Raw genomic sequence first — 13,512 nt, 5'->3', positions numbered from 1 at the left:
AAGATACGAATCTAATTATTAGCCTCAAGTAGCTTTTTCATATATGCAGATAGTTGTCCATAAGTTTCATACCGACCTTTATGATATTCGTATTGCTCAGTATCTTTGTTCATTGAATCTTCGGATTCCTTTGTCATACTTCGAATATAAACTTGCAGTTCTGCCCAAAGCTGATCGTACAGTATAGGTTCTTTCCCACCGTTCAAGTAATAAGCATATAACTTTTTCATTTGTCTTAAAGCTGGTTCTTCTATCCTTTTTGGCAGATGAAATTGTTTTTGACGCCAATCCCACTCGAATTCTCCGTTACCTTGAAGGACAATAGGATTATTCATTTTTTCTATTTCACTCCAAATGCCATAATAAGCTTTACCATTTATGACATCGATATATAGTCGATAATTATGATCAATATGGAGCATGTAATTCGCTGTCGATCCATCATCAATTTTTTCATAGCGCAACATGTATATAATTTCCCCAATCCCATTTTTCTGATAAAATCCACAATAAATTCTATCGTACCATAAATCTAACTGGTTCAGTAGACATAGAATGAAAAAGAGCTTTGTTGCAAGCTCTGAAAAAAGGAGTTTAGCTTGTTAGTAGTTCAGTTGACGAAATACACAAGATAGTCTGAAATTGCATTCAGAGTTGTTTTACCTTGAATCTCAAAGGCTCTTTTCGCTTTAATAATTATATTCTGCTGTTTTTCTCGCAGAGTTTCGAAGCTATTATAAATTCTGCTAAGCTGCAAGCGATCATAAATCTGTCCAATATTCGGATACAGCTTCTCTTTCAATGGATCAACGAAAAATCCCGGTTTAAAAAGAATATTGATATGTTTGTGAAGTTTCTCTATCGTCTTGCCATGCAAGGCATCGTTTTTCGGGTCGAATCTATCCTCTAGCACGTTACGATGAAGATACTCTCGGCAGTTTTCAATTTGCTTTTCCAGTGAATCTACCATTTGAACGGATAATTGATATTCTTCTTCGTCAAGCTCGCTGAAAATACGAAGGAGAAGCGTGTACGCCTTTACATTCTCCAATTGGCAATCAAGATAATAGATATAGTCCATATAATCCAAATGCGTCGGCTTGTCGTCCAAATTAAACCTGCTTCTGCATTGGACACGGTCGATCCAAAAATCACTGTAAAAATCATAGAACATCCACACCAAATCATTAACACTTTCACTTTCTTTGATTGATTTGATTTCAGCTACCCTTAATAACCACTTTGCTTCACTATTTTCCTGCTTGTACCGCCCTTCCGTTCTATCATAATAGAAACGAAAGGATCGAGACATGGGATTATCAAGAGACGGCTTCATATACCGTGTATCCTGAGGATTCATTTCAAGTTTTCCATATTCTTGAATGATCTCGCATGCATCACCATAGTTGATGATTCGATAATCGCAAAATTTTGCCCCAAACTGTAGTGGAAGTATCCGACTATCACGATAAACAGGAAAAACCACGTATCCCTGTTCTAAATATTCCTTAGCGAAGTCTGGACGAATATCCGCTTCTCCCAGAGTAAACTTCCTACGAATCTGACTATCCGCTGAAAGCTCTCTTTCTTTTACAAGCAGCGGAGGGCACTTCATTGTTTCTAAATCTTTTATAAATTGATACAAATTAATCACCTTCTTTTCTGTGCTTAAATGATAAATCCAAACAAATGATTGTCAATCTTTTTGTTGACAATCATTCGTATGAAACTATAATGCTGGCGTATTATCGCTTAATTTGTTCGGAGATTATTTTTCGGACAAGCTTTACCTGTTTTATAACGAGTAAAGTGCGCCGCTAATCTATGATTCGTGGTTTAATCAAAGATAACTATAAAAAATGGAGGATGCATATCATGCAACTAACCGAAGAACTTGAAAAAGCACCAAAAATGAAAAGATTGAATATTGTTAGCTTAAAATTAGTGAAGGAAGCTACCTTATCATATCAAACCAATGTTATACGCAAGCCGCAAGATGCTTTTCAAATAGCAAAAGATTTCTTTGGCAGTGAGGATCGCGAACACTGCATTCTTATTTGTTTGGACACGAAAAACAAAGTTAATGCCATTCAAACAATTGGAATTGGTAGTCTGAACGCTGCTATTGTTCATCCTCGTGAAGTATTTAAAGTCGCTATCCTAAGCAACAGCGCCAGCATTATCTTTGCTCATAATCATCCAAGCTCAGACTGTTCACCTTCGCAGCAAGACTGCGAAATAACTGAACGTATTAAACAAGCCGGTGAAATTATTGGGATAGAGTTGCTTGATTCGGTCATTGTCTCGGAAGAAAATTATTTCAGCATGAAAGAACAAGGTTTAATGTAAATACTAATTTATAGAGGAACGCGTAAGTTCCTTCTTTCTTGAACACAATTTGGTTACCATGCCACGTATAACCTTACGCACGTAAGGTTTGTAACAATGGGAGGCGCAGCCTCTTGCTTTAGTGAATGTGTTCAAACTCTCAATGAAAGCAGCATGTAACCCATAGTGGGCTGGGTGCTTTTTTGCGTTGCATCAACGCCAAAAATGCATTCAGTGGTTTTGTCGTGAAACGACATAACCAGCACTATCAACCCTTTATCTGGCGTTTATGAAGTATCGCGGCAGCGATATTTCATCATAAGGCAGGTAGAGGGGGAATTCGTTTAGAATATGTCGGCTAAATGATCCAACTACAACAGTTTTCTTAGGTTTATATTTGTCGGTATTCATAAAAAAATTTCTTCTGGATCGTTTCATGCTCAGTTAAACTCTTAAGACTTTATACTGAGTATCGGGCGTGATAGGTTTAGAAATTGACAAGATAGCCTCTTAACGGAGTCTAAGAACATCTAAGAGCACCTAAGATCATCTAAGATCATATAAGAGCATCTAAAAGAATATAAGAGCATATAAGTGCATATAAGAGCCCCAATAGGCTACCCTGCCGTGCGAATACCTTGCGGTTTTACTCATTCACATGAAATCACGCCTGTAGAGGCTCCATGTCAATTCGGCTTAGGTCCCTCCATCTACTCGCAATTTTTCGGAATTATTTTCAACTCAATTAAATAAATGCAGATATAATACCTCCGAATCAGGAGGTGGTTCAAATAATGGATGAAACATCAAAGATCAAACGTGCTCTATCAAATCGCCTAGCCTATGACAACAAGTATTTTTCCGGTCAGAAAAAGCATGGAGAAAGGAAAAGCAAACAAAAGGTGAGTGATAAACAGCGAAAAATCGACCATCTTTCTAGCCGACAGAAAAAAGAGTTGATTCGCTTACATGCCGATTTAGATAAAGTGATTATCAGGAATTCCAAAGTCACAAGGGCTACCAGCGGTAAACAGACCAAACGCGATGCGAAGAAAGGAAACAATGGAAATCTTGGAGTGACGGGAATTTGGTCATCAGTGACATTTGAACGTTACAAAAAAAGTTGCCGTACATTTCTTAAGTTTTGTTATGAGAATTACGATAATGTGAAGTCATTACGTGATGTAAAACCGCGCATGGTCGGTGGTTTTATCCAATCCTTACTTGATAAAAACCTTTCTGCCAAAACAATCTCCGCTTACGTAAGTTCAATTATTAAAATGTCGGAATCAGCAGTAATCGTAGGATTAAAAAGTCATGCTACTCTTGTCAATGATAAGCACCGCAGCATGATTCCAGTAGCCCGAAAAGCTGATCGCAGGCGTGGTAGCACTGGAGGAGTAGGCTATACCCTCCGTGAAGCACAGATTATCGTAAAACAAGCTCAAAAGCATTACAGCCTATATGAAGAAACACTCCTCTCCATTTTCTTACATGCCAACCCTCGAATATCAGAAGCGCTTAAAATCAGTTTCGAACAGATTGACTTTGAGAACAATTGTATCCATTTGAACAAAAAGAATCAAAATAAGAATAACCGCCCACGAATGCTCCCCCCTCCCTCCCATCGTCATGGAAAAACTCAAAAAGCTGGAGCCGCACTTTCCCAATAAACAAACAAATATTTGGGGACATAGAATGTCAGAAAAGCAGGTTCGATCACTTGTTAAAAGTTGTGCTTCACATGGAAAAGTTTGTTATAAATCTGTTCATGATTTCAGAAAAGCTGGAGTCGAGTTACATATGCGTCGGTTGAAATCCTGGAGTAAGGAACAGCTTGTGGAAGCAATAATGCAATTCGTTAACGAAGACCCCAAACTAAATCCGACAGTTCAACGAAATGGTGTTTTAACGCCCAAGTATGTTCCCAATCGGTTGATGAATCGTCAACAACGTTGGCTGATCAATCAATACATCACTCAGTTGTACGGTCACAGTCGCAATGACAAAATGTGTCCATATAAGCGGAGTAAAAAATGAAATCAATCTTCTTGTTATGATGCCTCCCTTTTCGGTTGGCATTTTTTTATTGCGATTTTCTTGACGACAACCAAAATTCCCTTAAAATCGTTGGGCAATCAAAATTTTTTAAAACTAAAAAAGGACTCCTTCTTTTTTATCTCAATTACATAGTCAGAAAGTCCATTATTACTATTTTACGAGGGAGAATTATGATGTTGTTAAAAAGAAATCAGCAACCACAAATCAAATTCTACGCAAGAGATGAAGAAATGCGTAGAGCATTTAAGGTGTACTGTGCAGAGCGCGGTCTCACGATTCAAGAAGTATTGGAAGCCTATGTAATGCAGTTACTCGAAGGGAAGGTGTGTGATGAGCGTTAATATTGTGCCTACGCATGAAAGAGGATGGTCTTTATGAACACACGGAACCATCTTCTTCTTGATGAATATCCACTGCTTGTATATCCTCGCCTTGCCTGCTTGATCGGTCTGAATGAAAGCATCATTCTTCAACAATTCCATTATTGGCTGGACAAAAGCACTCATCAACATAACGGGAAACTCTGGGTATATAATACCTACGAAGCCTGGCAAGAGCAATTCCCGTTCTGGTCTATTAGTACAATCCGCCGAATCATTGGGAGTTTGGAGAAGTGTGGGTTAATTATAACTGGAAATTACAATCATGCCGGATTCGATAAAACCAAGTGGTACACCATTGATTATGCTGAATTGGATCGGATGAGCAATGCATCTGTTCAAAATGAGCAGACGGTCAATTCAAATTGGACAGACGCATCGCTCAGCTTGAACAAACCAATACCAGAGAATACTTCAAAGACTACTCCAGAAAGAAGAAAAATGAATACTGCGCATTCAAATCCTGAGATTCAAACTAATTTTACTGCTTTGAATTCATACCTAAAGGCATTAGGAGCAAATAGTGATTACGCCTTTACCAAACAGACGCTTGACTGGCTGAAAATAAATCATGCTCCCGCATCAGCGCTCCTAGCTCTTATTACGGCATCAGGCTGGCGATCACATAAAACCAAAACACAGCGGGACAGTATGCTTAAAATCCTCTCTGTCTATATCAAACAATACGAATCTTTTCCTTCTGAGGCTGAGCTTAATTGGTTGGAGAATAAACGGACAAGCGATAACGTTTATGAACCTAAAATCGTATGCCAAGCAATAAAAACAGCAAATGCAAATGGCTTGATAGCCTTGACTGATACATTCCATGCCTATGTTGTACAAGCCTCTCAACAGCAGAAAGAGAAACATTTACCCAGAACATCACGTCAGCTCACAGCAACAAAAGCCGACAATAAACCAAGCAACTTCGCCGATATTACCGGCTTATTCGAATAGGAGGAACCAAATGATGAAATGCATTATCGAAAACCCAACTTGTGACGGCTACGGACAAATTAAAATCAATCGAGATACATACGAGTTTTGTCCTTGTACAGATATTCATAAAGCATATGAGATTTACCGGCAATCAGGGGCAAGTAAACATTTAATGTTCTTCCCCTCTCAATTGCAATTTAACCCGAACATTCTAACAGAACATAATGGTTTAATACCTTTCCATGAACTTATAAGCACTCATAATAATTCACTAGCTCACATGATCAAGAAGAGATGGCACTTGATTCTCATCTCCGATATGGGCTATGGAAAAACCCAATATGCCTGTACATTGCTATTATTAGCAGCTTATCAAAAATACAAAAGTGTCTTTCTCGATATGCGCTTCATCCGTGATTGGTTGAATGATAAGACGAAAAAAGCACAGATGGAAAAGCAACTGTCAGAAGCAGATATTATTGTTATCGACGATCTTGGCGTTGAGAACTATACCGATTTTAATTTGAACAATGTTATCAATAATATCGATGCCATTATTCGCGATCATACCGGTTTGCTCATTGTTACCAGCAACTGCAAGATTGCTGATATGAAAACCGCATATCCTAACGGTAGAATTACGAGTGCTCTATTGAAAGGCGATAGGAAGATATACGCTTTTTTAGAACAATCTATTAGGCATCAGCCTACTGATGAGAAAATCAAGCAAATTCCCTAGAAACAACTGGAGGTAATATAAATGAATAGAGAACAAATGGAAAATGAAATTTTGAAGGCTTTATGTGCAGATTTGAAGCTACTAAAAACGATTAGGCAGCTTGGGATTACGGTGCAGGATTTTACAGATTCTAATTGCAAACAGGTTTTCAACATATGCGAGGAAAACCAAAAGCATGGAAAACTGACTCTTGAAATGTTTAGCCGCTTCACAGAAAACAAGAATATAGCAAAACAACTTCACCAGACCTTTGCTATTAGTGATGACAAAGAAGTTATTAACAACTTCATGCTTCACGTAACCGATATGGTAGAACAAAAATTTAAGTCCCAACGGGATTTACTTCTAAAGGAATATGCCGACAATCGCAAAAATGCTAAAGATACAAAAAAAATTGACATGCAATTCGCTCAAAAAATACTTGCTCTTAAAGACCCGAAAATTGTATTTGAAAATACATCAGCTGAAGAAATTATAGACGCACACTACAGACAAGATAAACGCAAAAAAGCGGTTCCTACTTTTTTGCGTGAACTTGATGAGCATAGTAAGTTTTATCGCGGCGAGCCAAACGTCATTGCAGCTGGATCGGGTGTAGGCAAAACCACAACCATGATGAATTGTGCATCCAAAGCAGCAGAAGCTGGATATAAGGTACTCGTCCTTTCCCAAGAAATGCACCCTATGAACTTAGTTTTTAAGGCGCTTGCAATTATTTCTGAAAAAGAAGAATTTTTTTGGCGGCTAGAGAACCGTTTGGATGACTCACCAGACCAATTTCAGACCGTCAAAGCACAAGCTCAACAGTTATTACGGCAATTTTTTAGCGGCAGATTAATAATTGAAGGTAACATCCTATCTGCTGAGCGTCTATGCCAAAGGATAGAGCATGCAGAAGAACAAGGAATAGATATCGTCTTCTATGATTACTTCCAGCTTTGTAAAGCCGAAAAACCAAAGGCAAACGGCGATTTCGAACGCTACGCCGAAGTATCGGATATGATACGGCAATGCGTGAAAGATAAGAATCTCTCTTTTGTTTGGCTGTCACAAATAACTCCAGATTTAAAAGACCCTGGCAACAGTAAAATGAAAAATACGAGCACGTTAAAAGACAATTCTGCTTCCGTAATCATTTTGTACAAAAAGAAATCGGATCGCATATTACCTAATGTCCACCCCAATATTTACGCCTACATCAATAAAAATCGATATGGATTGAAAGACATAGAGATTGCTTTCCCATTTGATTATACTCGCCAGCGCATTAGTAATTATCAATTTTCTAGTTTAAACCTATACGCCCGGAGTCGGATATTGTCCAATATGCCAATCGATTTATTTGCGCAAAGTACCATTATTCATATACCTTCATTTGAAAACGATAAACATAATGTAAACGACGAAACATATGAAGAGTTGATTGACAATGTCCAGTAATCGCTTATCATTTGTAAAATTCTTAATTTGTCCGCTGGTTATACCGCGAGACAAGCTCTGGATGCTTCAAAGTAGTCAGAGTGATCCGTTCTTTAAAGTTTGGAAATAGTCAAAACAATAGCAATCATGGAGGTCGTTTGTACATGTATTTCGCAAACAAGAAACACGCAGAAAATTTTAATTTAATGTTGGAGAAGTACCCAGTAGCAAAGAAAGATTCTCAGTACCAAACGGGATTTTACATAGTAGCTCATCCCGTAATATTTGACCATTGTGATGGAAATCCCGTTTCAGATGGGCACGGTCCTTTCGATTGGTATTTTGAAGTGCAGGATGATTCACCACCAAGCAATAGAACTGGGTTATCATCTGGGTATCTATTTCTGGTTAAGGCTGGTTTGAATCTCTACAATAACCATCAACACGAATTACGAAATGACGATTTTTCAACCTACCTCGCTTTAGGAACTTGGGGAGACGAATTGTTTAAGGTATTTGTGGAAGCATGTCAAATTAGACGTGGAAGACTTATCTATCAATATTAGCAAGAGAAAAAACTCGCCTATGAGAGACGAGTTTTTTCTCTTGCTATCATTCTTATGGCGAATCAACATCTTTATCGAGAACAAGTTCACTTGAATTTGATTTAAGAAATTTAGTCAACTCTCGTTTTGCACTCGGATTCATTCCATTAATGAACCCCTGAAATTTTTTGCGCGCACTCGGTCTATACTCCTTACCATCATCGTTCAAATAGTAAATCGGCAAACTCGATTGAAGTGCAACTATTTTGGCAACCGATTTCAAATTAGATTTATTCGGATCGATTACGCCACCAATTTCTGTTCTTACATGATGTGACAACTGCCTCAAATTAATTTCGTTAATCTTCTCGTTAACACTCTTTTCCTCGGTTCCATTTCCCTTATTAACAAAATCAACAAAGCGCTTATCTTCGAAATCAAATAACGGAAAAAATAATGGCATTAGAACGATTTTTTTAATTTCATAAGCATGAGCTCCTTTTTTCCCCTCCTCTTTGGTATATTCGATTCGTTTAACGTACCTGTCAACAAAGTCCATTTGCCCAACAGTTGTTAATGAGTCGAAGTAAACTCGAATATCTGAGAAACCCTTTAACTTTTCCACAATATCTTCGACTTCTTTTTCTTCCCAAAGCCGTTCTTGCATTTCACTCTTAATCTCATCCATTTCCATTTGAACCTGGCTTCGTTCTCCATCAATTTGGTTAATAATACTTTCAGCTTGCTCACGAGTTTTTATTAATTTTTTCGGGGAATCCGACTGATATTCGTGAACAATTTCTGCCATACGCTTATTTGCTCCAGCAATCTTAACATCAAGTGCTGCAAGTTGTGCTTCAGCGTCCGTTTGATATTTTTCGCGCTTTGATTCTTTTCCTACTATCTCATCGAACCGCTTATAGATGTATGACTCATAATGGCTTAATACGACATTCAGAATCGTTTCCCTGATATAATCCTCTCGTATCATGTTGTGCTTGCACATACCGCCTCTAGCTGCCTTCTGACACTTGTAATATACCTGTCCATCAAGAGTGGATGCTGCCATCGTTCCGCGGCATTGTGGACACTTTAATACGTGTGTGAAGAGGTGTTTTGCTTGTCTAGATGTATCAATTTTACTAGTGTCTTTTTGGGAACGCTGATTAAGTCGGTCGACTACTTTTGCCCATAGCGCCTCCGATATAATTGCTTCATGAATTCCTTCAGCAATTATAATTTCGTGATCTTCTTTCCGGTATGTCTCTTTAACCGGCTTAAGGTAGCCTTCCTTTGTTGGTTTCATTACCTCCTTATCACGAACGATGCCATAATCATCGACAATCTCTTCCATTTTGTTTTCAGTTCCGTGCCTATTCCAGACTAGCCATCCTGTATATAGATGACCGTTCTTCAGAATGCTTTGAATTTGTCTCTGCTGCCATTCCTTCCCCTTTCGGTACTTCCATCCAATTTCATTAAGATGCTTGGCTATTTTATATTCGCCAACAATCAAGTCATTTCCGATTCCGTCACAATACCATTCAAAAATCTGTTTGACCTGTCTTGCTTCATCTGGTTCTACCAAGAGCATCTTCTTCTTAGCATTTGCATCATTTGGAGGAAGCTCAGGATTTATCTCATGTTTATAGCCATATGGAACGTACCTAGCGCCCTGCCATCTACCATAATCTCTTACAGAAGTAATCATGTTGGGCATTACCCTCTCAGCTATTTGCTCAGATTCAAGCTGTGCAAGCGCCGATAGGATGGTAAGGGTAAACCTGCCATTGGCTGTTTTAGAGTTTAAACTATCTGACTTAGAAAGCACTGTTACATCCAATTTATTAAAGTCATCTATAGTATCCAGAACCATTCTCACATTACGTCCAAGACGGCTAATGGCGTAAAAGCACACCCCATCAATATCCTTCCGATTATCACGGACATATTTAATCATTTCCTGAAACTTATCGCGATATTGATCCTTACCACTCTTTCCCTCCTCACGGAAGACCTTATCCACTTCATATGTAATGTGCTTACCATTTTCATCCACAGAATTTTTAAGGAAAGCTCGTATCTCATTTTCTTGTGTATCCAATGACACACCGTCCAATTGCTTAACATCAGATACCCGCACGTAGATTACGGCTTTCCTAATACTTTTTAAATTATCTGCACTAGACTTTTCCTTCCTCTTTCTAATCGATGAAAAGTGCTCAACCATTTCAACGCCCCCTATGAATACTAAAAAGATCCTCTACTTTTAAGGTAGAGGATCAGCATGGAATTTGCAAGATATTATTATGCATTAACGTCTTACGGACAGCCATACGTTTGGATTAAATAAAACTTGCCTATACCCATCGATCGAAGCTCAGCAGGAATCGCAAAGTCATAATGCACCTCGATATCCTCTTTGCCACGCTTCTTCTCATCCTTGTGATTGGGAGCAGAGTTGATTTGTATATTCCGACCTTTAATTCGAACGGTAGTCATGCCATCTTCTTCTCGTAAAATCTTTGCATCCGAAAAATCGAAATACTTGGAGTAGTCCTTAACACCCGTGCCAGATTTTAAGTCTGGTGTGCTTTTGGTCTCCTTCGTCATGGGGATTCACTTCCTTTATCTGCAATTTCCATTATTAATTATTTTTATTCATTTGAACATATCAATTAGAAATTATATCATAACGCCCACGCCTAATCCATCACAAGCAAATCAAAAAAAAGCTTATAGAATGGTTTCATTCATTTACTATCTTTTTTATTGCTATGTATAGTCAAATGGCAGTTATTCAAATGGACCTTGATTAATGTTTTATAACCCACATTGCAATGTCATAATTTACATGCTAAAGTTAATATATTGATCATTGATTAGAGTTACCTTAATCAAACGAAAAAGGAGCAGTTTTATGGCTGGAAAAAAGATAAAAATTGCTGTGCCCGACGAAGAAGGGCAGGTTTCCATCATGTTTTCCCGTGGAGGACCTCGTGCCGGAGCCGGAAGAAAGGGATTTGGGGAAACTAAAAAAATATCGTTAACGCTCACCAATGAGGTCTGGACCGAGCTTGAAAATCGGTGCAAAACATCTGGTCTCTCCAGATCTGAAGTAATTCGCGGAATAATAGAGTCATCATTAAATACACACGACAAATTATTGTAAAGACGGGTGACCATCATGCTTGTTGAAGTGAGACAGCAATCGTTGCATATTGGACTTCAGCATATTGCTGCTGGTTTGGCATTAAAAGCAGTTTCCCCTATTCTTACAGGGATTAAAATGCAAGCCGGAGCTCGCGGTCTTTCTCTCACAGCCTGCAATGCTTCAATGGCTCTTCAATATGTTATCCCTAGTCATTGTGACCAGCTTAAAATTGATAAAGAAGGAAGTACAGTTATCCCCGCTCGTCTTTTGCTCGATATTGTCCGCAGTTTTTCAACTGAAAGCAAAGTGAAACTCGCAGTGTTAAAACATAATTTCATACATATTGAATCAGATCATTCTACATACAGTCTGGCTACAATGGATGTTTCACAATTTCCAGATATGCGCAGCTTGGAGAATACAGCTAAATTTCAAATCAATAATATAGAATTTAAAAAGATTGTGAAGCAAGTTTCGTTTGCAGCTTCCACTTCTGAAGCGAAACCGATATTGACAGGCATTTCTTGTCAAACCATTAATGGAAAGCTAAGGCTTTCTGCTACCGATGGCGTTCGGCTTGCTACAAGCACCTCAAATCTAAGTGAATACAGCTTAGATTCAGTTCCGTTTGTTATTCCAGCAAAACATTTGTCCGATTATTCCAAAATGCTGTCAGATGGATCTAGCAAAACACAAATTACGATTTCAGACCAGGTCATTTCCTTCCACACATTAAATTTCACTATGCAATCGCTGCTTATTCAAGGCACATTTCCTGTAGTTGAAAGATTGGTGCCAAAAACCTTTTCAACCGAAATAACGATGAACACTGCTCCTTTTCTTCGGGCCGTCCAACGCGTCAGCTTGCTCGTTAGTGATACACATGCCATCGGGATGCGTATTTCATCTCGTGAAGTCGAATTATTTGCAACAGCAGCTGAGATAGGTGATGTCTCCGAAAAGTTCGCCATTAACCATATTTTAGGTGAGCCGCTTGTTGTTTTTTTCAATGGAAAATATATGAGAGGCATTTTGCTAGCTATTGACAGCACACAAGTGTTGTTGCGATTTACAGGGAAAAATAAACCGATCATCGTTAAGCCGACCAACAACGAAGATACACTATACATTATTTCTCCTGTGCTGACGGCGCATCAGCTATAATTTCAAGACAAATAAAAGAGAGGGCAGCATATACGCTGCCCTCCTTTTTACAATAGTAATCAATTATCGAAATAAAGGATCAATAAATGTCTTGCAAAATCGGTCCTGTATTTCTTCACAAGTGTAGCCCATTACGTAACGCAATTGCCTAAACGTATGCGGGGATTGAATGGATATAAAGGAATGAGCAGCATAACAAGGATCAATAGGCTTAATTTGCTCTTTCTCCATTGCTTCCTCAAGTAAGCTGCGCAGGACAGTATGCAAATATAGATAAGGCGGTGATTGAAAAAAATCACCTTTAGGATGTTCAAGTTCGATTTTATTAAAAGATTGCATCACGCCAAGCCATTTCGATTCCTTATCGATAAACGCTATAATTTTGCGCATTACTCCGCTCAATCGCTCATGTACGGACAGCATAGCCCCTTCTGTCAAATACGCGTCGATCTCATTGATGAAAATTTCAAAATTCTCTTTCATCATATCCATACACAAATCACCTTTGTTTGAATACCTCCGGTACAAGGTGCCTTGTCCAATACCGACTGATTTGGCGATTTGATGCATACTGACCGATTCTACCCCATGCTCCGTAAACAAGTGATTAGCCGTACGCAAAATCGCTTTGCTTAGCGCTTGTTTCGTTCTGCTGTTTTCTGGTGCAGTCATCGTTCCTATCTCCTTTTTCCGCGTTTACAAATCTTACGATTGACAATTGCCCCATTCGTCTTTATTATTCAGTAATGCGGACAATTGTCCGCTCATAGAAGCGGTCACCTT

Annotated in this window: 15 protein-coding genes; 9 read left to right on the top strand and 6 right to left on the bottom strand. The window is 38.6% G+C overall.

The window, feature by feature from the left end; genetic code table 11:
• Positions 1 to 11: 11 nt before the first annotated feature.
• Positions 12 to 467 (bottom strand): hypothetical protein, encoded by a 456-nt coding sequence (locus BK120_RS19800; protein WP_076269228.1) that lies wholly within the window; start codon positions 465 to 467, stop codon positions 12 to 14.
• Between the two features lie 143 nt (positions 468 to 610).
• Positions 611 to 1,645, bottom strand: a complete 1,035-nt coding sequence (locus BK120_RS19795) for a hypothetical protein (protein WP_076269227.1) — start codon at positions 1,643 to 1,645, stop codon at positions 611 to 613.
• A gap of 230 nt (positions 1,646 to 1,875) precedes the next feature.
• Here BK120_RS19795 and BK120_RS19790 point away from each other — a divergent pair, with 230 nt between their 5' ends.
• Positions 1,876 to 2,349, top strand: a complete 474-nt coding sequence (locus tag BK120_RS19790; protein ID WP_076269226.1) for a JAB domain-containing protein — start codon at positions 1,876 to 1,878, stop codon at positions 2,347 to 2,349.
• 773 nt (positions 2,350 to 3,122) lie between these two features.
• Positions 3,123 to 4,001, top strand: a complete 879-nt coding sequence (locus tag BK120_RS19785; protein WP_076269225.1) for a phage integrase SAM-like domain-containing protein — start codon at positions 3,123 to 3,125, stop codon at positions 3,999 to 4,001.
• Positions 4,002 to 4,236: 235 nt separating this feature from the next.
• Here BK120_RS19785 and BK120_RS35345 read toward each other — a convergent pair whose 3' ends face one another.
• Complete coding sequence (locus BK120_RS35345; RefSeq protein WP_179089833.1) at positions 4,237 to 4,410, bottom strand: hypothetical protein; 174 nt, start codon at positions 4,408 to 4,410, stop codon at positions 4,237 to 4,239.
• A 149-nt stretch (positions 4,411 to 4,559) separates the two neighbouring features.
• Between BK120_RS35345 and BK120_RS35340 the strand changes: the two genes are divergently transcribed.
• The 5 genes from BK120_RS35340 to BK120_RS19760 all read left to right on the top strand — a co-directional run bounded on the left by BK120_RS35340 (position 4,560) and on the right by BK120_RS19760 (position 8,432).
• Complete coding sequence (locus tag BK120_RS35340; protein ID WP_179089832.1) at positions 4,560 to 4,730, top strand: hypothetical protein; 171 nt, start codon at positions 4,560 to 4,562, stop codon at positions 4,728 to 4,730.
• 33 nt (positions 4,731 to 4,763) lie between these two features.
• Positions 4,764 to 5,726 carry a hypothetical protein gene (locus BK120_RS35335; protein WP_076269223.1) on the top strand — a complete coding sequence of 321 codons (963 nt, stop codon included), beginning with the start codon at positions 4,764 to 4,766 and terminating at the stop codon, positions 5,724 to 5,726.
• A gap of 10 nt (positions 5,727 to 5,736) precedes the next feature.
• Positions 5,737 to 6,447, top strand: coding sequence for an ATP-binding protein (locus BK120_RS19770; protein WP_076269222.1), 711 nt, complete (start codon positions 5,737 to 5,739; stop codon positions 6,445 to 6,447).
• A gap of 21 nt (positions 6,448 to 6,468) precedes the next feature.
• Entirely contained in the window at positions 6,469 to 7,887 is a 1,419-nt protein-coding gene (locus BK120_RS19765; RefSeq protein ID WP_076269221.1) for a DnaB-like helicase C-terminal domain-containing protein, read from the top strand.
• Between the two features lie 80 nt (positions 7,888 to 7,967).
• On the top strand, positions 7,968 to 8,432 hold the full coding sequence (locus BK120_RS19760; protein WP_256710955.1) for a DUF2538 family protein: 465 nt from the start codon (positions 7,968 to 7,970) through the stop codon (positions 8,430 to 8,432).
• Positions 8,433 to 8,484: 52 nt separating this feature from the next.
• On the opposite strand, the gene BK120_RS19755 is transcribed toward BK120_RS19760, so the two are convergent.
• Together BK120_RS19755 and BK120_RS19750 are read right to left on the bottom strand one after the other, a co-directional pair.
• Positions 8,485 to 10,641: a recombinase family protein gene (locus BK120_RS19755; protein WP_076269219.1), complete on the bottom strand. Its 2,157-nt coding sequence runs from the start codon at positions 10,639 to 10,641 to the stop codon at positions 8,485 to 8,487.
• A gap of 92 nt (positions 10,642 to 10,733) precedes the next feature.
• Entirely contained in the window at positions 10,734 to 11,024 is a 291-nt protein-coding gene (locus BK120_RS19750) for a hypothetical protein (RefSeq protein WP_076269218.1), read from the bottom strand.
• A gap of 307 nt (positions 11,025 to 11,331) precedes the next feature.
• On the opposite strand from BK120_RS19750, the gene BK120_RS19745 reads away from it, so the two are divergent.
• Entirely contained in the window at positions 11,332 to 11,583 is a 252-nt protein-coding gene (locus BK120_RS19745) for a ribbon-helix-helix domain-containing protein (protein ID WP_076269217.1), read from the top strand.
• 15 nt (positions 11,584 to 11,598) lie between these two features.
• Positions 11,599 to 12,729: a DNA polymerase III subunit beta gene (dnaN, locus tag BK120_RS19740; RefSeq protein ID WP_076269216.1), complete on the top strand. Its 1,131-nt coding sequence runs from the start codon at positions 11,599 to 11,601 to the stop codon at positions 12,727 to 12,729.
• A 63-nt stretch (positions 12,730 to 12,792) separates the two neighbouring features.
• Here the strand turns inward: dnaN and BK120_RS19735 are convergent, their stop codons facing one another.
• Positions 12,793 to 13,401: a TetR/AcrR family transcriptional regulator gene (locus BK120_RS19735; protein ID WP_076269215.1), complete on the bottom strand. Its 609-nt coding sequence runs from the start codon at positions 13,399 to 13,401 to the stop codon at positions 12,793 to 12,795.
• Between the last annotated feature and the right edge of the window lie 111 nt (positions 13,402 to 13,512).

Source organism: Paenibacillus sp. FSL A5-0031 (genome assembly GCF_001956295.1).
GTDB lineage: Bacteria > Bacillota > Bacilli > Paenibacillales > Paenibacillaceae > Pristimantibacillus.
This window is presented reverse-complemented; position numbering and strand designations above follow the sequence as displayed.

Coding starts and splice junctions, on each gene's coding strand:
- BK120_RS19800 (WP_076269228.1), bottom strand. CDS start 467: ATGTTGCGCTATGAAAAAATTGATGATGGATCGACAGCGAATTACATG.
- BK120_RS19790 (WP_076269226.1), top strand. CDS start 1,876: ATGCAACTAACCGAAGAACTTGAAAAAGCACCAAAAATGAAAAGATTG.
- BK120_RS19785 (WP_076269225.1), top strand. CDS start 3,123: ATGGATGAAACATCAAAGATCAAACGTGCTCTATCAAATCGCCTAGCC.
- BK120_RS35345 (WP_179089833.1), bottom strand. CDS start 4,410: ATGCCAACCGAAAAGGGAGGCATCATAACAAGAAGATTGATTTCATTT.
- BK120_RS35340 (WP_179089832.1), top strand. CDS start 4,560: ATGATGTTGTTAAAAAGAAATCAGCAACCACAAATCAAATTCTACGCA.
- BK120_RS35335 (WP_076269223.1), top strand. CDS start 4,764: ATGAACACACGGAACCATCTTCTTCTTGATGAATATCCACTGCTTGTA.
- BK120_RS19770 (WP_076269222.1), top strand. CDS start 5,737: ATGATGAAATGCATTATCGAAAACCCAACTTGTGACGGCTACGGACAA.
- BK120_RS19765 (WP_076269221.1), top strand. CDS start 6,469: ATGAATAGAGAACAAATGGAAAATGAAATTTTGAAGGCTTTATGTGCA.
- BK120_RS19755 (WP_076269219.1), bottom strand. CDS start 10,641: ATGGTTGAGCACTTTTCATCGATTAGAAAGAGGAAGGAAAAGTCTAGT.
- BK120_RS19750 (WP_076269218.1), bottom strand. CDS start 11,024: ATGACGAAGGAGACCAAAAGCACACCAGACTTAAAATCTGGCACGGGT.
- BK120_RS19745 (WP_076269217.1), top strand. CDS start 11,332: ATGGCTGGAAAAAAGATAAAAATTGCTGTGCCCGACGAAGAAGGGCAG.
- dnaN (WP_076269216.1), top strand. CDS start 11,599: ATGCTTGTTGAAGTGAGACAGCAATCGTTGCATATTGGACTTCAGCAT.
- BK120_RS19735 (WP_076269215.1), bottom strand. CDS start 13,401: ATGACTGCACCAGAAAACAGCAGAACGAAACAAGCGCTAAGCAAAGCG.